23 protein-coding genes are annotated in these 23,696 nt (G+C 72.2%); 18 read left to right on the top strand and 5 right to left on the bottom strand.

Annotated elements, in window-relative coordinates; genetic code table 11:
* The first annotated feature begins 580 nt into the window (after positions 1 to 580).
* From VT52_RS22525 to VT52_RS22475, 11 genes are all read left to right on the top strand, one after another.
* On the top strand, positions 581 to 2,230 hold the full coding sequence (locus tag VT52_RS22525; protein ID WP_046424199.1) for a CTP synthase: 1,650 nt from the start codon (positions 581 to 583) through the stop codon (positions 2,228 to 2,230).
* Positions 2,231 to 2,313: 83 nt separating this feature from the next.
* Positions 2,314 to 2,943 (top strand): NUDIX domain-containing protein, encoded by a 630-nt coding sequence (locus VT52_RS22520; protein WP_046424196.1) that lies wholly within the window; start codon positions 2,314 to 2,316, stop codon positions 2,941 to 2,943.
* Between the two features lie 211 nt (positions 2,944 to 3,154).
* A complete protein-coding gene (locus VT52_RS22515; protein WP_046424194.1) occupies positions 3,155 to 5,242 on the top strand; it encodes a tetratricopeptide repeat protein in 2,088 nt (695 codons plus the stop codon).
* Between the two features lie 136 nt (positions 5,243 to 5,378).
* Complete coding sequence (gene ald / locus VT52_RS22510; protein ID WP_046424192.1) at positions 5,379 to 6,503, top strand: alanine dehydrogenase; 1,125 nt, start codon at positions 5,379 to 5,381, stop codon at positions 6,501 to 6,503.
* Positions 6,504 to 6,929: 426 nt separating this feature from the next.
* Positions 6,930 to 8,063 carry a ParA family protein gene (locus tag VT52_RS22505; RefSeq protein ID WP_079175200.1) on the top strand — a complete coding sequence of 378 codons (1,134 nt, stop codon included), beginning with the start codon at positions 6,930 to 6,932 and terminating at the stop codon, positions 8,061 to 8,063.
* Positions 8,048 to 8,584 (top strand): hypothetical protein, encoded by a 537-nt coding sequence (locus tag VT52_RS22500; protein ID WP_046424188.1) that lies wholly within the window; start codon positions 8,048 to 8,050, stop codon positions 8,582 to 8,584. Before VT52_RS22505 ends, VT52_RS22500 begins: the two co-directional genes overlap by 16 nt.
* 17 nt (positions 8,585 to 8,601) lie before the next feature.
* Positions 8,602 to 9,585: a segregation and condensation protein A gene (locus VT52_RS22495; protein ID WP_046424186.1), complete on the top strand. Its 984-nt coding sequence runs from the start codon at positions 8,602 to 8,604 to the stop codon at positions 9,583 to 9,585.
* Entirely contained in the window at positions 9,582 to 10,229 is a 648-nt protein-coding gene (gene scpB, locus VT52_RS22490) for an SMC-Scp complex subunit ScpB (RefSeq protein WP_046424184.1), read from the top strand. Before VT52_RS22495 ends, scpB begins: the two co-directional genes overlap by 4 nt.
* A 12-nt stretch (positions 10,230 to 10,241) precedes the next feature.
* Positions 10,242 to 11,303 carry a pseudouridine synthase gene (locus VT52_RS22485; protein ID WP_046424182.1) on the top strand — a complete coding sequence of 354 codons (1,062 nt, stop codon included), beginning with the start codon at positions 10,242 to 10,244 and terminating at the stop codon, positions 11,301 to 11,303.
* Positions 11,304 to 11,380: 77 nt separating this feature from the next.
* Positions 11,381 to 12,388 carry an ADP-ribosylglycohydrolase family protein gene (locus VT52_RS22480; RefSeq protein WP_107481411.1) on the top strand — a complete coding sequence of 336 codons (1,008 nt, stop codon included), beginning with the start codon at positions 11,381 to 11,383 and terminating at the stop codon, positions 12,386 to 12,388.
* 4 nt (positions 12,389 to 12,392) lie between these two features.
* The gene (locus tag VT52_RS22475) at positions 12,393 to 13,145 is read left to right on the top strand and encodes a nucleotidyltransferase domain-containing protein (RefSeq protein WP_046424178.1); all 753 of its coding nucleotides are present in this window, start codon (positions 12,393 to 12,395) and stop codon (positions 13,143 to 13,145) included.
* Between the two features lie 163 nt (positions 13,146 to 13,308).
* Here VT52_RS22475 and VT52_RS22470 read toward each other — a convergent pair whose 3' ends face one another.
* Both VT52_RS22470 and VT52_RS22465 read right to left on the bottom strand, forming a co-directional pair.
* Positions 13,309 to 14,007 carry a nucleotidyltransferase domain-containing protein gene (locus VT52_RS22470; RefSeq protein WP_046424177.1) on the bottom strand — a complete coding sequence of 233 codons (699 nt, stop codon included), beginning with the start codon at positions 14,005 to 14,007 and terminating at the stop codon, positions 13,309 to 13,311.
* A 21-nt stretch (positions 14,008 to 14,028) separates the two neighbouring features.
* Positions 14,029 to 14,496, bottom strand: a complete 468-nt coding sequence (locus tag VT52_RS22465) for a Rieske (2Fe-2S) protein (RefSeq protein WP_046424175.1) — start codon at positions 14,494 to 14,496, stop codon at positions 14,029 to 14,031.
* Between the two features lie 185 nt (positions 14,497 to 14,681).
* Between VT52_RS22465 and aroH the strand changes: the two genes are divergently transcribed.
* The 5 genes from aroH (at position 14,682) to der (ending at position 19,247) form a co-directional block, all read left to right on the top strand.
* Positions 14,682 to 15,044 (top strand): chorismate mutase, encoded by a 363-nt coding sequence (gene aroH / locus VT52_RS22460; protein ID WP_046424173.1) that lies wholly within the window; start codon positions 14,682 to 14,684, stop codon positions 15,042 to 15,044.
* Complete coding sequence (locus tag VT52_RS22455; RefSeq protein ID WP_046424170.1) at positions 15,041 to 16,126, top strand: prephenate dehydrogenase; 1,086 nt, start codon at positions 15,041 to 15,043, stop codon at positions 16,124 to 16,126. Before aroH ends, VT52_RS22455 begins: the two co-directional genes overlap by 4 nt.
* 140 nt (positions 16,127 to 16,266) lie before the next feature.
* The gene (gene cmk / locus VT52_RS22450; protein WP_046424169.1) at positions 16,267 to 16,962 is read left to right on the top strand and encodes a (d)CMP kinase; all 696 of its coding nucleotides are present in this window, start codon (positions 16,267 to 16,269) and stop codon (positions 16,960 to 16,962) included.
* A gap of 80 nt (positions 16,963 to 17,042) precedes the next feature.
* Positions 17,043 to 17,672: a lysophospholipid acyltransferase family protein gene (locus tag VT52_RS22445; protein WP_046424253.1), complete on the top strand. Its 630-nt coding sequence runs from the start codon at positions 17,043 to 17,045 to the stop codon at positions 17,670 to 17,672.
* A 93-nt stretch (positions 17,673 to 17,765) separates the two neighbouring features.
* Positions 17,766 to 19,247, top strand: a complete 1,482-nt coding sequence (gene der, locus VT52_RS22440) for a ribosome biogenesis GTPase Der (protein WP_046424166.1) — start codon at positions 17,766 to 17,768, stop codon at positions 19,245 to 19,247.
* 60 nt (positions 19,248 to 19,307) lie between these two features.
* On the opposite strand, the gene VT52_RS22435 is transcribed toward der, so the two are convergent.
* Together VT52_RS22435 and VT52_RS22430 are read right to left on the bottom strand one after the other, a co-directional pair.
* Positions 19,308 to 19,706 carry a hypothetical protein gene (locus VT52_RS22435; protein ID WP_046424164.1) on the bottom strand — a complete coding sequence of 133 codons (399 nt, stop codon included), beginning with the start codon at positions 19,704 to 19,706 and terminating at the stop codon, positions 19,308 to 19,310.
* Between the two features lie 64 nt (positions 19,707 to 19,770).
* A complete protein-coding gene (locus VT52_RS22430; protein WP_046424162.1) occupies positions 19,771 to 20,553 on the bottom strand; it encodes a hypothetical protein in 783 nt (260 codons plus the stop codon).
* A 540-nt stretch (positions 20,554 to 21,093) separates the two neighbouring features.
* Here VT52_RS22430 and VT52_RS22425 point away from each other — a divergent pair.
* Positions 21,094 to 21,762 (top strand): LysM peptidoglycan-binding domain-containing protein, encoded by a 669-nt coding sequence (locus tag VT52_RS22425; RefSeq protein WP_046424160.1) that lies wholly within the window; start codon positions 21,094 to 21,096, stop codon positions 21,760 to 21,762.
* 464 nt (positions 21,763 to 22,226) lie between these two features.
* Positions 22,227 to 22,442 (top strand): I78 family peptidase inhibitor, encoded by a 216-nt coding sequence (locus tag VT52_RS22420; RefSeq protein WP_046424158.1) that lies wholly within the window; start codon positions 22,227 to 22,229, stop codon positions 22,440 to 22,442.
* A 111-nt stretch (positions 22,443 to 22,553) separates the two neighbouring features.
* Here the strand turns inward: VT52_RS22420 and VT52_RS22415 are convergent, their stop codons facing one another.
* Positions 22,554 to 23,579 carry a phosphatase PAP2 family protein gene (locus VT52_RS22415; protein ID WP_046424155.1) on the bottom strand — a complete coding sequence of 342 codons (1,026 nt, stop codon included), beginning with the start codon at positions 23,577 to 23,579 and terminating at the stop codon, positions 22,554 to 22,556.
* Positions 23,580 to 23,696 lie beyond the last annotated feature (117 nt).

Below are 23,696 nucleotides of genomic sequence, written 5' to 3'. Positions count from 1 at the left end.
CGCGCGAGGGGGCTGTCGCTAGTGCGGTCAAGGGTTCGTTGTTGTGTGTCGTTGAGCGGTGAAGCAAAGCAGTCCGCCGAGCCCTGAGGCAAAACGACAGTCTTTGCTCAACGAACTGCCGCGCTCTCGTTGTTCCGGGGGATCCAGGCGGGGGTGTGCCGTCGTCCGGCCGGGCCCGGCAGGGAATGTCCGAGCAGGATACGACGCACCCACAGGATCCGCGTGCCGCTCCGGGGAACCCATGTGAGCCGAACGGGTGACCTCCCGGTGATGACCGTGTGTGCTCCGCGGGACTGTGCTCGTGCCCGGGACGCCTGGGGGAGCTGTGGCGTCGTGCCTCCCCGGCGCGGGCCGGCGCGAGCCCCGCCGTGCGGGCCCCCGTGCGGAAGGTGGCCGAAAGTCGACGCCTCCGTGTACGGAGCGTGGCCGGAAGCCATCGCCCCCGGGCGCTGATACCCTGGTAGCCCGTGGACCGGTGGGCCAGAAACCCCCGAACCGCAGCGACGGCACCCTCGGAGCGATCCGGGACGTACAGCCGCACCGCACGACAGCCAGCGACCACGGGAGCCCCCTCTTGGCCATGCCGCCCAAATCCACGACGACCAAGCACATCTTCGTCACCGGGGGTGTCGCCTCCTCGCTCGGCAAGGGCCTCACCGCCTCCAGCCTGGGCATGCTGCTCAAGGCCCGCGGACTGCGCGTCGTGATGCAGAAGCTCGACCCGTACCTGAACGTCGACCCCGGCACGATGAACCCCTTCCAGCACGGTGAGGTGTTCGTCACCAACGACGGCGCCGAGACCGACCTGGACATCGGCCACTACGAGCGCTTCCTCGACCGCGACCTCGACGGCTCGGCCAACGTCACCACCGGTCAGGTCTACTCGACGGTGATCGCCAAGGAGCGCCGCGGCGAGTACCTGGGCGACACCGTGCAGGTCATCCCGCACATCACCAACGAGATCAAGCACCGCATCCGGCGCATGGCCACCGACGAGGTGGACGTCGTCATCACCGAGGTCGGCGGCACCGTCGGCGACATCGAGTCGCTGCCGTTCCTGGAGACCGTCCGCCAGGTCCGCCACGAGGTGGGCCGGGACAACGTCTTCGTGGTCCACATCTCCCTGCTGCCCTACATCGGCCCCTCCGGCGAGCTGAAGACCAAGCCGACCCAGCACTCGGTCGCCGCCCTGCGCAACATCGGTATCCAGCCGGACGCCATCGTGCTGCGCTGCGACCGCGAGGTCCCGACCGCCATCAAGCGCAAGATCTCGCTGATGTGCGACGTCGACGAGGCCGCGGTCGTCGCCTGCCCGGACGCCCGTTCGATCTACGACATCCCGAAGGTCGTGCACACCGAGGGCCTGGACGCCTACGTCGTGCGCAAGCTGGACCTGCCCTTCCGGGACGTGGACTGGACGACCTGGGACGACCTGCTGGACCGCGTCCACAACCCCGACCACGAGGTCACCCTCGCCCTGGTCGGCAAGTACATCGACCTGCCCGACGCCTACCTGTCGGTCACCGAGGCGCTGCGCGCCGGCGGCTTCGCCAACCGCGCCCGCGTCAAGATCAAGTGGGTCACCTCCGACGACTGCAAGACCCCGGCCGGCGCCAAGGCGCAGCTCGCCGACGTCGACGGCATCTGCATCCCGGGCGGCTTCGGCGACCGCGGTGTGCTCGGCAAGGTCGGCGCCATCCGCTACGCCCGCGAGAACAAGATCCCGCTGCTCGGCCTCTGCCTGGGCCTGCAGTGCATCGTGATCGAGGCCGCGCGCGACCTGGCCGAGATCACCGACGCCAACTCCACCGAGTTCGACCCGGCCACCGCCCACCCGGTCATCTCCACCATGGCCGAGCAACTGGACATCGTGGCCGGCGAGGGCGACATGGGCGGCACCATGCGCCTGGGCATGTACCCGGCCAAGCTGGCCGAGGGCTCCATCGTGCGCGAGGTGTACGAGGGCAAGGAGTACGTCGAGGAGCGCCACCGCCACCGCTACGAGGTGAACAACGCCTACCGCGCGGAGCTGGAGAAGAAGGCGGGCATCCTGTTCTCCGGCACCTCCCCGGACGGCAAGCTCGTGGAGTACGTCGAGTACCCGCGCGACGTGCACCCCTACCTGGTCGCCACCCAGGCGCACCCGGAGCTGCGCTCCCGGCCGACCCGCCCGCACCCGCTCTTCGCCGGCCTGGTGAAGGCGGCGGTCGAGCGGAAGATCGCCGGGTAACCCGCGCGCTGTACGGTGGCCGGGGTGCGCGCGTCCGGACGGAGCGTGCCCCGGCCACCTGCGCACATGGGGAAGGACAGGGCATGACGACGATCAAGGACACTCCCGAGGAGTGGGAGGTCCGGGCGACGGACATCCCCTTCGTCGGCAACAAGACCTCGGTGCGCACCGACGACGTGGTCATGCCCGACGGCTCGGTGGTCCACCGCGACTACCAGGTCCACCCGGGCTCGGTCGCCGTCCTCGCCCTCGACGAGCAGGACCGGGTGCTGCTGATCAACCAGTACCGCCACCCGGTGCGGCACAAGCTCTGGGAGATCCCGGCCGGACTGCTCGACGTGCCCGGCGAGAACCCGCTGCACGCGGCCCGGCGCGAGCTGTACGAGGAGGCGCACGTCAAGGCCGAGGACTGGCGGGTGCTGACCGACGTGTACACCACCCCCGGCGGCTGCGACGAGGCCGTACGGATCTTCCTCGCCCGCGGGGTGTCCGAGGCCGAGGGCGAGCGCTTCGCGGTGGAGCACGAGGAGACCGACCTGGCGTACGCGCGGGTCCCGGTCGACGAGCTGGTGCGCCGGATCCTCGCCGGTGACGTGCACAACAACTGTCTGGTCGTCGGCGTCCTCTCGCTGGTGGCCGCGCGCGGCGGGGACGGCCTGGACGCGCTGCGCCCGGCGGACGCGGAGTGGCCGGCCCGGCCCTTCGCGTCCTGAGCGCCGCCGCCCGGGACGACGCGTCCCCGTACCCGGTCCCGGGGCCGTCGCACGCATTGGTGTGACCATCGCCTGATCCGATCGGGCGATGTCCCCGCCGCCCCCGTCGTGCTCCGAGCGGAACGTCGCAGAGCGTGAACTAGGCTCTTGAACGCCCGTACCGGAAGATCCGGCGGGCTTGCGCGTGCGGTGTGGGACGGGAGTGTGGCCCGTGACGGATCAGGCGGTGGACACAGGCGGTGCGCGGCTGTCCGCGCCCTCGGCCGACGGGGACCAATTCCTGGGCCGTGCACGGGAGTTGAAGGAGCTGTGCGCCGACATCGAGCGCGCGGGCCTGGACACCCTCGCGGGTCGCAAGCCCCCCCGGGCGCGGGTGCTGCTGATCGCGGGCCGCCCCGGCTCGGGGCGCACCACCCTCGCCGAGGAACTCGTCCGCCAGGTCGCCCACCGTTACCCCGACGGGGTGCTGCGCGCCCGGCTCGCCGAGCCCGACGGTACCCCCGTACCGGTCGAGCGGGCCGCCCGCGCACTGCTCGCCGCGCTGCGCGTGCCCGCCCCGGCCGGCGCCGCCGAGGACGACCTCTGCGCGGCCCTGCGCGCGGCCCTCGCCGACCGCAGGAAGCTCCTCCTCCTGGACGACGCGGCCGGCGCCGAGCAGGTCGACGCGCTGCTCCCGGAGGCTCCGGACTGCCTGGTGGTGGCCGTCGCCAAGGGCCCGCTCACCGGCATCTCGGACGTCCGCCCCTGCACCCTGGGCGGCCTGGACACCAAGTCCGCGGTGGAACTGCTCACCCGCTACACCGGCTCGGTCCGCATCACCGTGGACCCGCGCTCCGCCGAGAGCCTGGTGGAGGCGTGCCAGGGCCATCCGGCCACCCTGGTGCTGGCGGGCGGCTGGCTCGCCGCCCGCCCCAAGGCGTCCGTCGCCGATCTCGCCAAGCGGATGCACACCTACCCGCCGGACGGCGCGGAGGAGACGGACGCCGGCGCGCTGGCCCGGATCTTCCGGCTGGTCCACGAGGAACTGCCCCCGGCCGCCGCCCGGATACTGCGACTGCTGAGCCTCGCCCCGGCGGGTCCGGTCGACGACCACACCGCCTCCGCGCTGGCCGGCTGCTCCGTCGAGGCCGCGCGCGCCACCCTGGACGACTTCGTCGCCCTCGGCCTGCTGCGCCCGGCCGGCTCGCCGCTCGCCGAGTACGACGTCCCCGGCTGGCTGCACCCGCTGCTGCGCTCGCTCGCCGAGGCCCAGGAGCGGCCGGGGGAGCTCCAGCTGGCCAGGGCGCGGATGCTGGAGCGGACCGTACGGCTGCTGCACTCCTGCCGGACCATCACCGAGACGGACAGCGACCGGTCCCGGGAGAAGATCCAGGGGCTGCCCCGTCCGCTGCGCTTCGCCGACCCCCGCGCGGCCGCCGACTGGCTGCGTGTCCGCAAGCCCGTGCTGCTGGCCTCCGCCCGGCTCGCGGTGGCCGACGGAGAGCTGGACACCCTGGCGAGGCGGCTGCTGTCGCAGCTGGTCAGGGCGCTGGCCGCGCATGTCGGCACCCAGGCGGCCGCCGTCGACCTGTACGGCGTGCACGGCCTCGTCCTCGATGTCGCCGAGCGGCGCGGGCTGCCCCGGGAGCGGGCGGCGGCGCTGCTGAATCTGGGCGATCTGGACGCCCGGACCGGACGCACCCAGGACGCGCTGGCCCGCTACCGGGCCGCGCTGGACGCCGGGCGCGAGGCGAACGACCCGTACGCGACCGGCCGCGCGATGGAATCCGTAGGCGGCGCCCACCTGGAGCTGGGGGACTACGAACGGGCCGCCGACTGGTTCGGGCGCGCGCTGGCCGACCGGCTGGCCCGCGGTGAGCGCGCGGAGGCCGCGCGGCTCTACGGCCGGATCGCCACCGCCCACACCTACGCGGGCCGCTACGGCGAGGCGCTGCGCAACTGGCGGGCGGCCTGCGCGGCCCACCGCAAGGGCGGCGATGTCGCCGCCCTGGCACGGGCGTTGAGCGAGACCGCCCGGGTGCAGGAGTACGCGGGCCACCCCCAGGAATCGCTGCGCACCTGCCAGGAGGCGGAGCGGTGGGCACGACGCGCGGACGACGTCCGCCTCCAGGCCGCGTTGCAGCTGCGTCTCGCGGACACCCTGGAGCGCCTCGGCGACCCGACGGCGGCCCGGTTGCACCGGGCCACGGCCGGGCGTCTCCTGGGCGAGGAGGCACCGGAGCGGCCGTCACAGCAGGCCAGGGGCCCGGAACCGGACGCTGACGCCTGCGAAATCCGCAGTGCATCCAATGAAGATTGATGCAATGAAAGGCTAGACAGGCGGAACACCTTCATTAAACTGGCTCTGCCGCATGTTCCTGCGGTGTCTCCCGGTATGCCTAGGCATGTCTGGGTACATCCGTAATGCACCCCCCATACCCTCTGAGCCAAGGACCGTGATCGACGTGAAGGTCGGCATCCCCCGCGAGGTCAAGAACAACGAGTTCCGGGTGGCCATCACCCCCGCCGGCGTGCACGAGCTGGTGCGCAACGGCCACCAGGTCGTCATCGAGCGGGGCGCCGGTCTCGGCTCCTCGATCACGGACGCCGAGTACGTGGCCGCCGGTGGCCAGATCCTGGACACCGCCGACGAGGTCTGGGCCACCGCCGACCTGCTGCTCAAGGTCAAGGAGCCGATCGCGGAGGAGTACCACCGCCTCCGCAAGGACCAGATCCTCTTCACGTACCTGCACCTGGCCGCCTCCAAGGAGTGCACGGACGCGCTGATCGAGTCCGGCACCACCGCCATCGCCTACGAGACGGTCGAGCTGTCGAACCGCGCGCTCCCGCTGCTCGCCCCGATGTCCGAGGTCGCCGGCCGGCTGGCCCCGCAGGTCGGCGCCTACCAGCTGATGCGCGCCAACGGCGGCCGCGGCGTGCTGCCCGGCGGCGTCCCGGGTGTGACCCCGGCCAAGGCCGTGGTCATCGGCGGCGGTGTCTCCGGCTGGAACGCCACCCAGGTCGCCGTCGGCATGGGCTTCGACGTGACCCTGCTCGACCGCGACATCAACAAGCTGCGCGAGGCCGACAAGATCTTCGGTACGAAGGTCAAGGCGATCATGTCCAACGCCTTCGAGCTGGAGAAGGCCGTCCTGGACGCCGACCTGGTCATCGGCGCGGTGCTGATCCCCGGTGCCAAGGCCCCCAAGCTCGTCACCAACGAGCTGGTCGCCCGCATGAAGCCCGGGAGTGTCCTTGTCGACATCGCGATCGACCAGGGCGGCTGCTTCGAGGACTCCCGTCCCACCACGCACGCCGAGCCGACCTTCCCGGTCCACAACTCGGTCTTCTACTGCGTCGCCAACATGCCGGGCGCGGTGCCGAACACCTCCACCAACGCGCTCACCAACGCGACGCTGCCGTACATCGTCTCCCTCGCCAACAACGGCTGGGTCGAGGCGCTGCGCCGTGACGCCGCGCTCGCCCGGGGTCTCAACACCCATGAGGGCAAGGTCGTTTACAAGGAGGTCGCCGAGGCCCACGGCCTGGAGCACGTCGAGCTGGCCTCGCTGCTCGGCTGACCCTCGTGACCCGGCGCGCGACCTGGTGAGTCATCGAGTCGCCCACCGATAAAAGGCGATTCGTCAACACGTCTCGTCAACCGCCCACGCCCGGCCGGACCTTGCCCGACAAGGTCCGGCCGGATGTGTGTATGGTCACTTTGCGACGCTCGGTCAACTCGCCTCGAACGTAACCGTTCAACCGATTCGCACCCCGGTGAAACCTGCTGTGCGACGGCCGTACGCCCTTGACAGCGACATGTTTCATTGCCGACACATCCCGCCGGGTCCGGCGGATTGTGTTGCTGCGGACCGCCGACACGCCATAGAGTCGCCAACCGTCGGCATGGTGCCACGCTGACCTTGTCTAGAAGTTTCCTGGTCACCAAGGAGGTAAGACGACTTGTGAATGAGTCGACATTTTCTCCCGGGGGTGGTCAACCAGGAATGCCCGCAGGGGGCCAGGGGCCCGCGGGATTCGAGGCTGTCGGCTCCGTAGCTGTGCGCACCTTCGCAGCCCACCAGAGTCCGGGAACCCAGATGCCCCGGACAGCACACCAGAGCATGGATGGCCATCACGTGAACGCCATGGCCGGCGACGGAAGTGGCGCGCCCCACAACCAACTCGCCGACTACGACGAACTGCCCGAGGGGCACTTCTACGACCCCGACGCCGAGTACGAGCCCGATCCGGAGTACGCGGCCACGCTCGCGCCCGACGCGGCCCGCCAGCGCCGTGAGCGCATCGGTCCCACCGGTCGCCCGCTGCCGTACTTCCCGATCCCGGGCCCGCTGACCGACCACGGCCCCGCGAAGATCATCGCGATGTGCAACCAGAAGGGCGGCGTCGGCAAGACGACGTCGACCATCAACCTGGGTGCCGCGCTCGCGGAGTACGGCCGGCGCGTACTGCTCGTGGACTTCGACCCGCAGGGCGCGCTGTCGGTGGGTCTCGGCGTCAACCCCATGGAACTCGACCTCACGGTCTACAACCTGCTCATGGAGCGGGGCATGTCCGCGGACGAGGTCCTGCTGAAGACCGCGGTCCCCAACATGGACCTGCTGCCCTCCAACATCGACCTGTCGGCCGCCGAGGTCCAGCTGGTCTCCGAGGTCGCGCGCGAGTCCACGCTCCAGCGGGCGCTCAAGCCGCTGCTGCCCGACTACGACTACATCGTGATCGACTGCCAGCCCTCGCTGGGCCTGCTCACGGTGAACGCCCTGACCGCCGCGCACAAGGTGATCGTGCCGCTGGAGTGCGAGTTCTTCGCGCTGCGCGGTGTGGCCCTGCTGACCGAGACCATCGAGAAGGTCCAGGAACGGCTCAACCCCGAGCTGGAGCTGGACGGCATCCTCGCCACCATGTACGACTCGCGCACGGTGCACAGCCGCGAGGTCCTGGCCCGTGTGGTCGAGGCCTTCGACGACCACGTCTACCACACGGTCATCGGGCGCACGGTCCGCTTCCCGGAGACCACGGTGGCCGGCGAGCCGATCACCACGTACGCCTCCAACTCCGTCGGTGCCGCCGCCTATCGCCAGCTCGCCAGGGAGGTGCTCGCCCGGTGTCACGCCGAGTGAGTCTGCCGGGGGCCGACGAACTCTTCCGTACGACAGGGGGGATGGCGCTCCAGCCGTCGACTCCCCGGCGCGCCGCGGGCGGTGAGGCCCGGGTGCCGGCACCCGCGCAGGACAGCGACGACGTGGCCGCCGCCGAGGACGCGCCGCCGGCCGTGCCCGTGCGGAGCGGGGACGGCGAGGGCGCGGAGCACGTGGCGGCGGACGCGGAACCGGCCGACGCCGAGTCCCGCGCCCGGCGCCGGGGCCCCGCGCCGGAGGCTTCCGCCGCCGAACCGCGCAAGCGGGGCCGGGCGGCGAACCGGCGGCCCAGCGGCCGCGAGCGGCACGACGAGAAGATCACGGTCTACGTCTCCGCCGAGGAGCTGATGGACCTGGAGCACGCCCGGCTGGTGCTCCGCGGCGAGCACGGACTCGCGGTGGACCGCGGGCGCATCGTGCGCGAGGCGGTGGCCGTGGTGCTGGCGGACCTGGAGTCCCGCGGGGACGCGAGCATCCTCGTACGGCGGCTGCGGGGGCGTTAGCGGTAGCCTGCGGGGCGATGACCTCGAACGACGCCCCCCGTCCCGGCCCTGGTGCCGGCCGTCGGCGCGCGCTGGGACGGGGACCGGGAGCACCGGTCGTCGAAGAGGCGCCCGGAGCCGTCGTACCGGAGGAGCCCCTCCCACCCGAGGCCGCGGAGTCCGCCACCGGACCCGACGGGCCGGCCGACGGCGTCTTCAAGGTCCGTCTCGCCAACTTCGAGGGGCCCTTCGACCTGCTGCTCCAGCTGATCGCCAAGCACAAGCTGGACGTGACCGAGGTCGCGCTGTCCAAGGTCACCGACGAGTTCATGGCGCACATCCGCGCGATGGGGCCGGACTGGGACCTGGACCAGACGACCGAGTTCCTCGTCGTCGCGGCCACGCTGCTCGATCTGAAGGCGGCCCGGCTGCTGCCCGCCGCCGAGGTGGAGGACGAGGGCGACCTGGCGCTGCTCGAAGCGCGGGACCTGCTCTTCGCACGGCTGCTCCAGTACCGGGCGTACAAGCAGATCGCCGACATCTTCAACGCCCGCGTCGACGAGGAGGCCCGCCGTCACCCCCGTACCGTCGGCCTCGAACCCGGGCACGCCGAGCTGCTGCCGGAGGTCGTGATCAGCATCGGGCCCGAGGGCTTCGCGAAGCTCGCGGTCAAGGCAATGCAGCCCCGGCCCAGGCCGCAGGTGTACGTCGACCACATCCACGCCCCGCTGGTCAGCGTGCAGGAACAGGCCCGGATCGTGGTCGCGCGGCTGCGCGAGCTGGGCGAGGCCAGCTTCCGGGTGCTGGTGGCGGACACCGGGGACACGCTCACCGTCGTGGCCCGTTTCCTGGCGCTCCTGGAGCTGTACCGGGAGAAGGCGGTCGCCCTGGAGCAGGAGGCCGCCCTCGGGGAGCTGCTGGTGCGCTGGACCGGCGGGGACGGGGCGGCACAGCCGGCGGTCACCGACGAGTTCGACCGGCCGCCCGAGCGGCCCGGGGCCGAGGAGGAGAGGAAGCCGTGAGCGAGACCACCGAGGCCCCCGTGGGACCGGGCGCCGTGGCCGGCCTGGAGCTCAGGCCCGCCCTGGAGGCCGTCCTCATGGTCGTGGACGAGCCCGCGACCGAGGAGCACCTCGCCAGGATCCTGGAGCGGCCGCGGCGGCAGATCGCGGACGCGCTGCGGGCGCTGGCCGACGAGTACACCGCCGAGGGCCGAGGCTTCGAGCTGCGCCAGGTCGCGGGCGGCTGGCGCTTCTACACGCGCGCCGCCTACGCGCCCGCCGTGGAGCGCCTCGTCCTGGACGGCCAGACGGCCCGGCTCACCCAGGCCGCGCTGGAGACCCTCGCGGTCGTCGCCTACCGCCAGCCGGTCAGCCGCAGCCGGGTCTCCGCGGTACGCGGAGTGAACTGCGACGGTGTGATGCGCACCCTGCTCCAGCGCGGTCTGGTCGAGGAGGCGGGCGCGGAACCCGAAACAGGTGCGATCCTGTACAGGACGACGAACTACTTCCTGGAGCGGATGGGCCTGCGCGGCCTGGACGAGCTCCCGGAACTCGCGCCCTTCCTCCCGGAGGCGGAGGCGATCGAGGCCGAGACCCAGGAGGGAGTCCCGTCGTTCGACCCGGACGCGCCCGACGCGCCGGGTGCAGAGGACGCAGACGACTAAGACGGAACTTTGATGCGAAGCAGCGGCAGCGGCAAGAGTGGCGGGCGCGGTAACCACCGCGGCGCCGGCAACAACCGGGACGAGCGCCAGGGGCAGGGCCGTCCCCGCAAGCCCCGCCCCGAGGAGCGCCGCTACGACGTGGGCCCCGGCGCGACCCAGGACGGGCCCAAGTCCGGGCGTGGCGGAGCGGCCCGCGGCGGCGCCAAGGGCGGCCCGCGGCGGCCCCAGCAGGGCGGCCGTACGGAGCCCTCGCGCTCGCGTGAGTACGAGACGCGGGCCGAGGAGCGCAACCGGGACCGGTACGCGGGCAAGAAGGACGTCAAGCTGCCCAAGACCTTCCCGGGCGCCGAGCAGGAGGGCGAGCGGCTCCAGAAGGTGCTCGCGCGCGCGGGCTACGGCTCCCGGCGCGCCTGCGAGGAGCTGATCGAGCAGTGCCGCGTCGAGGTCAACGGCGAGATCGTCACCGAGCAGGGCAAGCGTGTCGACCCGGAGAAGGACGAGGTCAAGGTCGACGGCCTGACCGTGGCGACCCAGTCGTACCAGTTCTTCTCGCTGAACAAGCCCGCCGGTGTCGTCTCCACGATGGAGGACCCGGAGGGGCGCCAGTGCCTCGGCGACTACGTCACCAACCGTGAGACGCGGCTCTTCCACGTCGGCCGGCTGGACACCGAGACCGAGGGCGTCATCCTGCTCACCAACCACGGTGAGCTGGCGCACCGCCTGACGCACCCCAAGTACGGCGTGCAGAAGACGTACCTCGCGCACATCGTCGGCCCGATCCCGCGCGACCTCGGCAAGCGACTGAAGGACGGCATCCAGCTGGAGGACGGCTACGCGCGCGCGGACCACTTCCGGGTGGTGGACCAGACCGGCAAGAACTACCTGGTCGAGGTGACCCTGCACGAGGGCCGCAAGCACATCGTGCGGCGCATGCTCGCGGAGGCCGGGTTCCCGGTCGACAAGCTGGTGCGCACCGCGTTCGGCCCGATCACCCTGGGCGACCAGAAGTCCGGCTGGCTGCGGCGGCTGTCGAACACCGAGGTCGGCATGCTGATGAAGGAGGTCGAACTGTAGGGCGGGCTCCGAAAGCGCCTTGCGTCGATCATCATCCCCCTTTATTGTCACTATGACGATAAAGGGGGATGATGTACATGTCCAAGCGGCCCGCGACCGGCTCGCTCCTCGGCCTCGCGCTCGGGGACGCCCTGGGGTTCCCGACCGAGTTCAACAAAGTGCCCGAGATACTGGCCAAGTTCGGTCCCTGGCGCGAGATGCCGCTCGCACGGCGCGCCTTCGTCTCCGACGACACCCAGATGACCCTCGCCCTCGGCCGGGGTCTGCGGACCGCGATGGAGCGCGGCTATCTCGCGCCCAAGCGGCTGGAACGGCCGGTGCGCGAGGAGTTCGCGGACTGGTACCACTCGCCGGACAACAACCGGGCGCCCGGGAACACCTGTATGACCGCCTGCCGGCTGCTGGAGGCCGAGGGCCGCGCCTGGCAGGACGCCAGTCAGCTCGGCTCCAAGGGCTGCGGCGCGAACATGCGCGTCGCGCCGATCGGGCTCGCGCCCGGCCTGAGCGACGAACAGCGCGCCGGCGCCGCCCAGTTGCAGTCCGGGCTCACGCACGGCCACCCCACCGCGCTCGCCGCGTCCGATCTCACCGCCCGCGCGGTCCGTCTGCTGGCGGCGGGCACCGAACCGGCGGTACTGATCGCCGAGTTGCGCGACTACGCCCACACGAACCGCACCCGCTACGACCGGACGTGGCTCGGCGATCTGTGGACCCGCGCCCAGGACCCCACGCCCGAGCACTTCGCCGCGCGCGGCTGGGACGAGTGCCTGGCGATCCTGGACCGGCTCCAGGAGGCCGTGCGGACCCACTCCCCGGAGGAGGACCCCTGCCTGGCCACCGGGGAGGGCTGGATCGCCGAGGAGGCGTTCGCCACCGGGCTGCTGTGCTTCCTGCTCTTCCCCGACGAGCCCCTCACCGCCCTGCGGCGGGCCGCCTGCACCGCCGGTGACTCCGACTCCATCGCCTGCCTGACCGGCGCGTTCGCGGGCGCGTGGCTCGGTGCGGACGCCTGGCCCGCGGACTGGGCCGAGCGGATCGAGTACCGGGAGGACCTGTTGGCGCTCGGCACACTCTGGGACGCTTAGGCCCATGATCGACAACCTCGACATAGACCTCGCGCCCGTGGTCGCCGAACAGCCCGACCCCCTGCTGTTCGCCACCGTCTCCGGGGCCCACCTGTACGGGTTCCCCTCGCAGGACTCGGACGTGGACCTGCGAGGCGTCCACCTGCTGCCCGCAGCGGACCTCGTGGGCCTGCGCGAGCCGGAGGAGACCCGGTCGAAGACGTGGGTGCACCACGGCGCCGAGCTGGACCTCGTGACGCACGACCTGCGCAAGTTCGTACGGCTGATGCTGCGCCGCAACGGCTATGTGCTGGAGCAGCTGCTGTCCCCGCTGGTCGTGCACACGGGCGACGCGCACCGCGAGCTGGCCGAGCTCGCCCCGGACGTGATCACCAGCCATCACGCCCACCACTACCGGGGGTTCGCGGTCACCCAGTGGCGCCTGTTCGAGAAGACCGCCGAACTCAAGCCGCTGCTCTACACCTTCCGCGTCCTGCTCACCGGCATCCGCCTCATGCGCACCGGCGAGGTCCAGCCTCATCTGCCCACGCTGTCGGCGGAGCCGGAAGCCCCCGCCTACATCGCCGAACTGATCGCCGCCAAGGCCGCCCGGGAACACGGCACGCTGCCCGGCCTCGACCGGTCCCGCGTCGCCGCCGACGTGGAACGGCTGCACACGGCCCTGGACGAGGCCCAGGCCGCCACCTCCCTGCCGGACGCTGCGGCCGGTCATGGGGCGCTGCACGACTTCGTGGTGCGGGTGAGACTGGAGAGCTGAGGGGCCGGGCGGGCCGGGCCGGGCCCCCGGGGACCGGCCGCTGTCGGGGCGCCGGGACCGGGCCGGCCGGCCCCCGCGCGGCCGGCTGTTCGTGAGCGGGGTGCCCCTGGGCCGTCCGCCCGTGCGGGAGCTCTGCCGTCGGGGTGCCGACGTGCCCCGTGTCTCACCCGGGCCGTCCCGGCCCCAGGGCCGAATCCCTGCGCGTACGGAACAAGAAGTCCGCCACCCGGGCGTGGTCCGGCTCCGGCGGCAATGAGGTGTGGCGCAGGGCCGCCTCCGCCTCGGTGCCCAGCCGGGCCATCCAGGACTCGACGGCCTTCCAGGGGACCTCGCCCCGTCTCACCGCCAGCAGGGGCTCGCGCCGGTCGCCCACGTCGAGGTGCAGCTCGCCGGTGCGCAGCAGGTCGCGGCAGGCGGTCAGCAGGCGCAGCAGGTGCATGGCGTGCTTCCAGCGCGGGGCGCCCGCCGTACGCACGTCGGCGTCCAGCTTCCTGCGCTGGCCGAGTGCGTAGCGGGTGAAGGTCTCGTACACCTTCACGGAGAGGAACGCCCCGCGCAGGGACAGCAGTTCGCGGCCGGTGTCGTCCAGGTGTTCCACCAGGGGGGAGTGCAGGCACTCCAGGATGTTCGGATTGCCGCGCAGCGCCAGCTCGCAGAACCGCTCCAGCTCCCAGGAGAACCGTTCCTCGCCCGGCCCCTCCACATGTGCCGGCGGCTTCTCGAACCGCCAGAACGACGCGGTGGGCGCGAGGTACACGCCCCGCCGGTCGGTGTCGCTCGCGTCCGTGGCCAGGCCGAAGGCCCGGGACCCCATGACGCAGGCGTAGATCGTGTGGTCGCGTACCAGGTCCTCGGGCTGCATGCCCGGAGCCTACGCGGCCCCTCAGCCGAGCTGGATGGAGTTTCCGTCGACCTTGATCGAGCGCTCGGGCAGCGGCTTGGTCGCGGGCCCCTCGGCCACCGAGCCGTCCTCGATCTTGAACCGGCTGCCGTGGCACGGACAGTCGATGGTGCCGTTCTGCACCCGGCTCACGGTGCAGCCCATGTGCGTGCAGACCGCCGAGAACGCCTTGAACTGCCCCTTCGCAGGCTGCGTCACCACGATCTTCTGTGCGTCGAAGACCTTGCCCCCGCCCTCGGGGATGTCGCTCGTGCCGGCGAGCCTCTTCGCGTCGGCCGCCGCGGACGTGCCCGCGCCGCTCGGGGACGCCGCGCTCGTGGGAGCCGTCGGCGAAGGGCTGTCCGTGCTGTCGGCGGCCCCGCTCGTGTCGCCGTTGTTGCCGCCGCAGCCGGTCGCGAGCACCGCCGCGCCCGTCGCGATCACCGTGCGCCGCGTCGCGCCCTGGGTCATGTCACCACTCCGTACACATGTCGGGATGCGGATACCGATACCGATGCCTGGAAGAAGGCGTGGAAACCGGAAGAAACCGGACCGTCCGCATCGTCTCAGCGGTCGGGCGCCGCGCGCCGTGCCCACGCGGGCTGACTACGCTGGACGGGCGAGCACGACAACACCTGTCAGCGAGGAGCAGCGCCGTGGCGGTACGAGCGGTCCGGGGGGCCGTCCAACTGGAGCGGGACGAGGCAGGGCACATGGACGAGCAGGTCGGAGCCCTGCTCACCGCCGTCCTGGAGCGGAACGGGCTCGCCGCGGACGACCTGATCAGCATCTGGTTCACCGCCACCCCGGACCTGCACAGCGACTTCCCGGCGGCGGCCGCCCGTAAGCTCGGCATCGTCGACGTGCCCCTGATCTGTGCCCAGGAACTGGACGTCGCCGGCGCCATGCCCCGGGTCGTCCGGGTCCTCGCCCACGTCGAGTCGGACCGCCCGCGCGCCGACATCGCCCACGTCTACCTCGGCGCCGCGGCCGCCCTGCGCAAGGACATCGCCCAGTGAGAACCGCACTCGTCATCGGCACCGGTCTGATCGGCACCTCCGCCGCCCTGGCCCTGTCGCAGCGCGGTGTCACCGTGCACCTCGCCGACCACGACCCGGAGCAGGCCCGGACCGCCGCCGCGCTCGGCGCCGGCACCGACGCCGCCCCCGAGGGGCCCGTCGACGTGGCGATCGTCGCCGCACCGCCCGCCCATGTGGCCGCCCTCCTCGCCGACGCCATGCGCCGGGGGCTGGCCCGCGGCTACCTGGACGTGGCCAGCGTCAAGGGCGGACCGCGCCGGGAGCTGGAGGCGCTCGGCCTGGACCTCGGCGCCTACCTCGGCACCCACCCGATGTCCGGCCGGGAGAAGTCGGGCCCGCTGGCCGCGACCGGTGACCTCTTCGAGGGCCGCCCCTGGGTGCTCACCCCCACCCGGGACACCGACACCGAGGTGCTCAACCTCGCCCTGGAACTGGTCTCGCACTGCCGGGCCGTCCCGGTCGTCATGGACGCCGACGCCCACGACCGCGCCGTCGCCCTGGTGTCCCACATGCCCCACCTGGTCTCCAGCATGGTCGCCGCCCGCCTGGAACACGCCGACGAGGCCGCCGTACGGCTGTGCGGACAGGGCATCCGTGACGTGACCCGGATCGCCGCCTCCGACCCGCGCATGTGGATCGACATCCTCTCCGCCAACCCGGGCCCGGTCGCCGACCTGCTCGCCGACGTCGCCGCCGACCTGGAGGAGACCGTGGGCGCCCTGCGCGCCCTCCAGTCCTGCGACGAGGACAAGCGCCGCACCGGCAGCACCGGCATCGAGGCCATGCTGCGCCGCGGCAACGCGGGCCAGGTGCGGGTGCCCGGCAAGCACGGCAGCGCGCCGCGGGCCTACGAGACCGTCGTCGTGCTCATCGACGACCAGCCCGGCCAGCTGGCGCGCATCTTCGCCGACGCGGGCCGGGCCGGGGTCAACATCGAGGACGTGCGCATCGAGCACGCCACCGGGCAGCAGGCCGGTCTGGTGCAGCTCATGGTCGAACCGAAGGCCGCGCCGGTGCTCGCCGGCGCGCTGCGCGAGCGGGGCTGGGCGCTGCGGCAGTAGCCCGGCGCGGGCGGGGCGGGGGGCCGGGCGGGCCCGGCGGTGGTATGCGTCCGGACGAGTGACCCACACCCAGTAACCTTGTGCGGGGCGCTCTCGCTCCCCGCCCCCGCTCGCACACCGCACCAGGAAGGTGTCCCCTCGTGGAAAACGGCGCCGCCCCGACCGCCAAGCCCGTGATCGTCGCGATCGACGGTCCCTCCGGCACGGGCAAGTCGAGCACGTCGAAGGCCGTGGCCGCACAGCTCGGCCTCAGCTACCTGGACACCGGTGCGCAGTACCGGGCGATCACCTGGTGGATGGTGCACAACGGCATCGACCTGGCGGACCCGACCGCCGTCGCCGCCGTGGCGGGCAAGCCCGAGATCGTCTCCGGCACCGACCCGTCCGCCCCCACCATCACGGTCGACGGCGTGGACGTGGCCGCCCCGATCCGCACCCAGGAGGTCACCTCCCGGGTGAGCGCGGTCAGCGCGGTGCCCGAGGTGCGCACCCGGATCACCGAGCTGCAGCGCTCGCTGGCCGCCGGCGCCGAGCGGGGCATCGTGGTCGAGGGCCGGGACATCGGTACGACGGTGCTGCCGGACGCCGACCTCAAGGTCTTCCTCACCGCCTCCCCGGAGGCCCGCGCCGCCCGCCGCAGCGGTGAGCTCAAGGGCGCCGACCTGCACGCCACCCGTGAGGCGCTGGTCAAGCGCGACGCCGCCGACTCCAGCCGCAAGACCTCCCCGCTCGCCAAGGCCGATGACGCGGTCGAGGTGGACACCACCGAACTCACCCTCGCCCAGGTCATCGAGTGCGTCGTCACCCTGGTCGAGGAGAAGCGGGCGGCGAAGTGAGCCTGCCCTCCGCGAGACAGGACGCGGACCTGCCCTCCGAGAAGGGCGCCGAGGTCGGCCGGCGTATCGGCGTCGGCCTGATGTACGGGCTGTGGCGGCCGCGCGTGCTCGGCGCCTGGAAGGTGCCCGCGAGCGGCCCGGTGATCCTCGCCGTCAACCACTCCCACAACGTCGACGGCCCCATGGTCATGGGTGTGGCGCCCCGCCCGACGCACTTCCTGATCAAGAAGGAGGCGTTCGTCGGCCCCCTGGGCGCCTTCCTGACCGGCATCGGCCAGCTGCAGGTGGACCGCACCGCCGTCGACCGCGCCGCCATCACCCGGACCCTCGGCCTGCTGGCGTCCGGGGGAGTGCTCGGCATCTTCCCGGAGGGCACCCGGGGCGAGGGGGACTTCGCCTCGCTGCGCGCGGGCCTCGCCTACTTCGCGGTCCGCAGCGGGGCGCCGATCGTGCCGGTGGCCGTCATGGGAAGCTCGGACCGGCCGGGACGGCTGATAAAGGCGCTGCCCCCGGTGCGCTCGCGCGTCGACGTCGTCTTCGGCGACCCGTTCGACGCCGTCGAAGGGGTGCGAAGCTCCGATGAGGGCGGCGGCGGGCGACCGGGCGGGAGCGGGCGGCGGACGCGCCGGACGCTGGACGAAGCGACCGAGCGCATCCAGAAGCAGCTCACCGCCCACCTGGAAAACGCCAGGCGCCTGACCGGGCGCTAGGCGACACTTGAGTAGTGGATCAGCCCACCGAGGGATGAGCCCGCGAGGGCCTGTTCCACCGATCACCACGATGAACAACGAGGTACGGACTTCATGAACGACCACATCCAGCCCGACGGCTCGGCCGCGCACGAGTACGAGCACGGGGCTCTCGGCGACGCCGAGTACGCGGAGTTCATGGAGCTCGCCGCGGTCGAGGGCTTCGACGTCGAGGACGTCGAGGGCGCCATCGAGGCGGCGGGCCACGGCCCGCTGCCCGTGCTCGCCGTCGTCGGCCGCCCGAACGTCGGCAAGTCGACGCTGGTCAACCGGATCATCGGCCGCCGCGAGGCGGTCGTCGAGGACAAGCCCGGCGTCACCCGCGACCGCGTCACCTACGAGGCCGAGTGGGCGGGCCGCCGCTTCAAGGTGGTCGACACCGGTGGCTGGGAGCAGGACGTCCTCGGCATCGACGCCTCCGTGGCCGCCCAGGCCGAGTACGCGATCGAGGCCGCCGACGCGGTGGTCTTCGTGGTCGACGCCAAGGTCGGCGCCACCGACACCGACGAGGCGGTCGTACGGCTGCTGCGCAAGGCCGGCAAGCCGGTCGTGCTGTGCGCCAACAAGGTCGACGGCCCGAGCGGCGAGGCCGACGCCTCCTACCTGTGGAGCCTGGGCCTCGGCGAGCCCCACCCCGTCTCCGCGCTGCACGGCCGCGGCACCGGCGACATGCTGGACGCCGTCCTGGAGGCGCTGCCCGAGGCGCCCGCGCAGTCCTTCGGCGCCGCCGTCGGCGGCCCCCGCCGCATCGCGCTGATCGGCCGCCCGAACGTGGGCAAGTCCTCCCTGCTGAACAAGGTCGCGGGCGAGGAGCGCGTCGTCGTCAACGAGATGGCGGGCACCACTCGCGACCCGGTCGACGAGATGATCGAACTCGGCGGCGTCACCTGGAAGTTCGTGGACACCGCGGGCATCCGCAAGCGCGTCCACCTCCAGCAGGGCGCCGACTACTACGCCTCGCTGCGCACCGCGGCCGCGGTGGAGAAGGCCGAGGTCGCGGTCGTGCTGATCGACGCCTCGGAGAACATCTCCGTGCAGGACCAGCGGATCGTCACCATGGCCGTGGAGGCGGGCCGTGCGATGGTCATCGCCTACAACAAGTGGGACACGCTGGACGAGGAGCGCCGCTACTACCTGGAGCGGGAGATCGAGACCGAGCTGGCCCAGGTCGCCTGGGCGCCCCGGGTGAACGTGTCGGCGCGCACCGGCCGCCACATGGAGAAGCTGGTCCCGGCCATCGAGACCGCCCTCGCCGGCTGGGAGACCCGCGTCCCCACCGGCAGGCTCAACGCCTTCCTCGGCGAGCTGGTCGCGGCCCACCCGCACCCGGTCCGCGGCGGCAAGCAGCCCCGCATCCTCTTCGGCACCCAGGCCGGCACCAAGCCCCCGCGCTTCGTGCTCTTCGCCTCCGGCTTCATCGAGGCGGGCTACCGGCGCTTCATCGAGCGCCGTCTGCGCGAGGAGTTCGGCTTCGAGGGCACCCCGATCCACATCTCGGTGCGGGTGCGCGAGAAGCGCGGCGCCAAGAAGAAGTAACCGCGCCACGACGTGAAGGGCGGCCCCTGTCGGACAGGGGCCGCCCTTTCCGCGCGGGTGTCACACGCCGCGGCGCGGTCCGGGAGGCAGCGCCGCCGGCACATGGTGCATCCCGGTGTCCTGCTGCGGCCGCCCGAGGGTGCCGACGCGCTGCCACTGCGACTGCTGGCGGGCGCTGTAGGCCCCCGCGCTGTAGGCGCTGTACGAGCTGCTGAACGAGCCCGCCCGATGGCCGCCGTACGACCACCCGGTGCGGTCCGGCAGGCCGAAGGGGACGAACCTCATCCCCTCCTCGCCGCTGCGGTCGCCCGGCAGCGTGCGAAAGGCCTTGACCCACTCCGCGGCGAGCATGTCGAAGATCGGCGTGGCCGAGGCACCACCCACCCCTTCGAGCCCCGTCCGGGCGGACGGAACGGAGGAGAACGAGGACCGTCGGGGCGAAGTGTCGTATGCGTGCACGTATGTCCAAACGACAGCGCGCGGGAAGAGATGCGGTTTCGCAACCTTCCTTTGGGCGCGCGGCTCAGGTCCCGGCGAGGGGGAGGGCCGCCGCGACCAGCCTGCCGTTGGCCGCCGCCTTGTCGAGCGAGTCCCGCAGCAGGTCCTCGCGCGGCTGGCGGCCGATGGAGCCCACCGGCGCGGCGAACATCAGGACCTGCTGGTGCTTGTTGGCCGCCGCCCGCCAGCCGTCGGTGACCTGGAGCGGCTGGTGGGCCTGCCACCAGGCGATCGGGTGGCCGCCGGGCGGCCCCGGCTGGAGGACCGCGTGCAGCTGGCCCACCGCCAGCAGCACCGACCAGCCGTGCAGCACCGGGGGGACCGCGACCAGTTCGGTCACCGGCATGAAGCCCTGCTCGACGAGGAGCGTCAGGAAGTCGTCCCCGGCCCCGAGGGTGCCGGGGCGCACGATGGGCGAGGTGGGCTCGACCACCAGGGCGGGGTGCAACTCGCCCTCGACCAGGACGAGTCCGCTGGTCACGCCGAGCACCGCCTGCTCGGGCGCGGGCCGCTGCGGCTCGCCGCCCCCGGCCTGTGCGCCGATGGAGCGGACGGCGCCCTGCAGTTGCTCCTCGGTGACCTGGACGACCTGCGAGGGCAGACAGCTGGCGTGGGCGAAGGCGAGGACCGCGGTCTCCTCGCCGACGAAGAGAACGGTGCTGGTGCGCTCCTGCTCGGAGTCGCCCGGGGTGCGGCAGGACGTGCAGTCGTAACTGCCCGGGGCGTTCTCTCCGGCGAGCAGCCGGTCGGCTTCTTCGTCGCCGATCTCGGCGCGTACGGCGTCACTGACGTCGAGCATGCGCGGCACGGGTGGCTCCCTTGGGATGCGTGCGGGACCGGTCGGGTGGCTCCCGGCCGATGAGCCCCAGGGTTCCGGGCTCATGAAGAAGACAACGGACGTCCTGTGGTGGGGGTCACGGCATGACGGAGCACCGGTTCGAATCAACCGCCGTAAGCGATCACTCTGGGTGCGGAACCGGACACTCATCGTCAACTCCACCCCGGATCGGCCTACTTGAACGAGTGGGGTGGATCACAGAGAGTCGTCGGGCATGGTCGAAAAATCATCAGATCAGTGCATGTAGTGGGTGTCCGGAAATCGACGATACCGGAGGTAACTGCCAACTGGCCTGGCGCGACGGGTATTTGGTTGATGTCCGGCACGCGCCTTCCCTACATTCCTCCGCCGTGTGCAACGAGCACCGCTCGGATTCGTCCGCCACCCGGCACCGGCAACGCGTCACCGCCGGCACCGGGGGAGCGGACGGGGCGGGCGCGAGGAACCGCGGTCCTGCGCGGCGAGGCGCGCTCCGCCCGGGGGAATCCGGGTCGTCGGAGAGGGAGTCATATGTCCGAGTGTGCCGATACCGGCCGTACCACCACCCGTGGCGACAGCGCGCGCAGGGGCCGTACGACGGCCGTACTCGCCGGTGCCGCGCTGCTGGCCCCGCTGGGGCTGCTGGCCGCGACCGGCGACGCCGCCGCCGCGGACAACGGGGTGTGGGACCGCATCGCCCAGTGCGAGAGCGGCGGCAACTGGCACATCAACACCGGCAACGGCTACTACGGAGGACTCCAGTTCTCCGCCCACACCTGGAGCGCGTACGGCGGCGGCGCCTACGCCCCGACGGCCGACCGGGCCTCCAGGGGCGCGCAGATCGCCGTCGCGACGCGGGTCCAGCGGGCCCAGGGCTGGGGCGCCTGGCCGGTCTGCTCCGGCCGCGCGGGAGCGATGGGTTCGGCCCCCTCGCAGGTGAGCCTCGACAAGGGCGGCGCGACGAAGAAGCCGGCGCCGTCCAGGACGCCGAAGACCTCGAAGGCGCCGAGCGCGTCGCGGCACCCGTCCGGCCGCACCGCATCCCCGGGCACCGGCGGCTACACCGTCCGTGAGGGCGACACCCTCTCCGGGATCGCCGCGCGGCACGGCATGGACTGGCACCGCCTGTACGGAGCCAACCGGTCCGTGATCGGCGGCGACCCCGACCTCATCGTCCCCGGAACCCGCCTGACCCTCTGAGCGAAGGCGCCTCCCGCGCCCGAAGGCCCCTCGGCTCCGGCCGAGGGGCCCCTGCCGCGTGCGCCGGACGGCGGAACCGGATCCTCGCCGGCCGCGCACCGGTCCCCGGCACCGCCCCCGCGGTCCGCACACATCGGGCACCGGCATGTGCGGAATCCGTGAAATTTCCTATGCGGTGTCAGCTCGGGTGCCATAGCGCCGGATTCCGTCCGGGAATCATGCTCCGGGGCCCGTCCCGATCCTCGCCCCGGCACTTTCCGCCAGGTAATTCGCCGGGGTGGCGCGGTATGCGGGAATTCAGTTCGAATCCCCCGGCGGGCGGTACGGAAACCCCCGATCGTGTGAGGAAGTTCGACCGAAACGAGACCCGGAATCTGTGACAGAAGTGTGACGGGAGTCTGATGCTGCTCTTACCCTGCCGCGCCCGGCTTCCGTCACCGCGTGTGTCGTCCTAGCGTGGCCGTATGACACCGATTCCGACTCCGCCGGCGGAGCCCCAGGACAGCCCGGACGGGTACGTCGGCCTCGACGCCGAGCAGGCCGAGCGACGCGCCCGGGAGCGTGGCTGGTCGACCGTGCGCGCGCTGCCGCCGGGCACGATCATCACCATGGAGTACCGCGTGGGGCGGCTCAACTTCGAGGTGCGCGACGGCCGGGTGGTGCGCGCCTGGAAGGGCTGACCGGCACCGCCGCGAGCGTGGACGGCGCGAAGGCCCCGCTCCCTTCCGGGGAGCGGGGCCTTCGCCGTGGCGTGGGGCCGGTGGTGCGTACCGGTGCCCCCTGCCGGATCCTCAGCCGCCCGTCAGGGGGCGGGCCGGGGACGTGCCGCGCGGTGCCCGGTCGGCACCGGGCGGGCGGCGGGGGCCCGCCGGGGTGACCGGGCTGCGTTCCGAACGGGCCGTGTGCGGGCCGGGCGCCAGGTGCACCAGGCCGCGGGAGGCGCGGGTCGAGGAGACCGGCTCGCGGGCCGGCGCGGGCTGCTCGGCCGAGGAGCCGCGCGGCCCGGTGAGCACCACCGGGGCGACGGTGACGGCCGGTTCGGGCACGGGCCGGATGCGCCGGGCGCGCCAGCGGTCGCGCAGGTCGAACAGCCACGTCTCGGTGCGGGCGATCAGCGGCTCGAACCACGGCAGGGCGAGCAGGATCAGCAGGCCGGCGGCCCAGCCGAGGAGCACGTCGCTGAGCCAGTGCGTACCGAGGTAGACGGTGGTGAGGCCGACGCCGAGCGAGGTGATCGCGGAGGCGGCCGAGAGCCAGCGGCGGGCACGGGGGGTGGAGGCCAGGTAGGCCAGGATGCCCCAGGTGACCACCGCGTTGGCGGTGTGCCCGCTGGGAAATATATCGCCGCCCCTGACCATCTCGTTCGAGCCGATCACGGTCGCGTAGTGCGGACCGAGCCGCCCCATGCCGTACTTGGCGGCGCCGACCGTGATGTTCAGCAGCAGCAGCGAGGTGGCCAGGGTGAGCAGCGGGCGGAGCGTGTGCTGCCGCCAGGAGCGCCAGCCGAGCCAGGACGCGACCATCACCGCGGTGGGGCCGCGCTGGCCGAGCACCACGTAGTAGTCGAGGAAGGCGTGGATCTGCGGCCACTGCTGGTACGGCCGGAAGAACATGACCTGCCAGTCGAGCCGGACGAGCCAGGAGGTGGTCACCACGGCCCACACGATCGCCAGGTAGAAGGCGAGGGTCGCGGAGAACAGCACGACCCGGTGCCGGCTCATCACCGGCACATCGATATGGGCCGGCCGTTCCGGCTCGCGGTCCAGCCTGGCGAACACCCGGTCCAGACGCCGGGTGAGGTTCCGTTCGGTACGCACCCAATCGACGTTACAGCGAGTGAGCTGTGGTACTGGTCGAAACAGCGTCTTTGTGATGACGATGTGATGTGGGAAACCTCTCAAGGGCGGCCGAATTCCGCCGGATTCCGCAATCCG

Origin of the sequence: Streptomyces malaysiense, assembly GCF_000980885.2 — a bacterium.
Lineage (GTDB): Bacteria > Actinomycetota > Actinomycetes > Streptomycetales > Streptomycetaceae > Streptomyces > Streptomyces malaysiense.
Note: the sequence above shows the minus strand (reverse complement) of the source record. Positions and strands in the feature narration are given on the sequence as shown.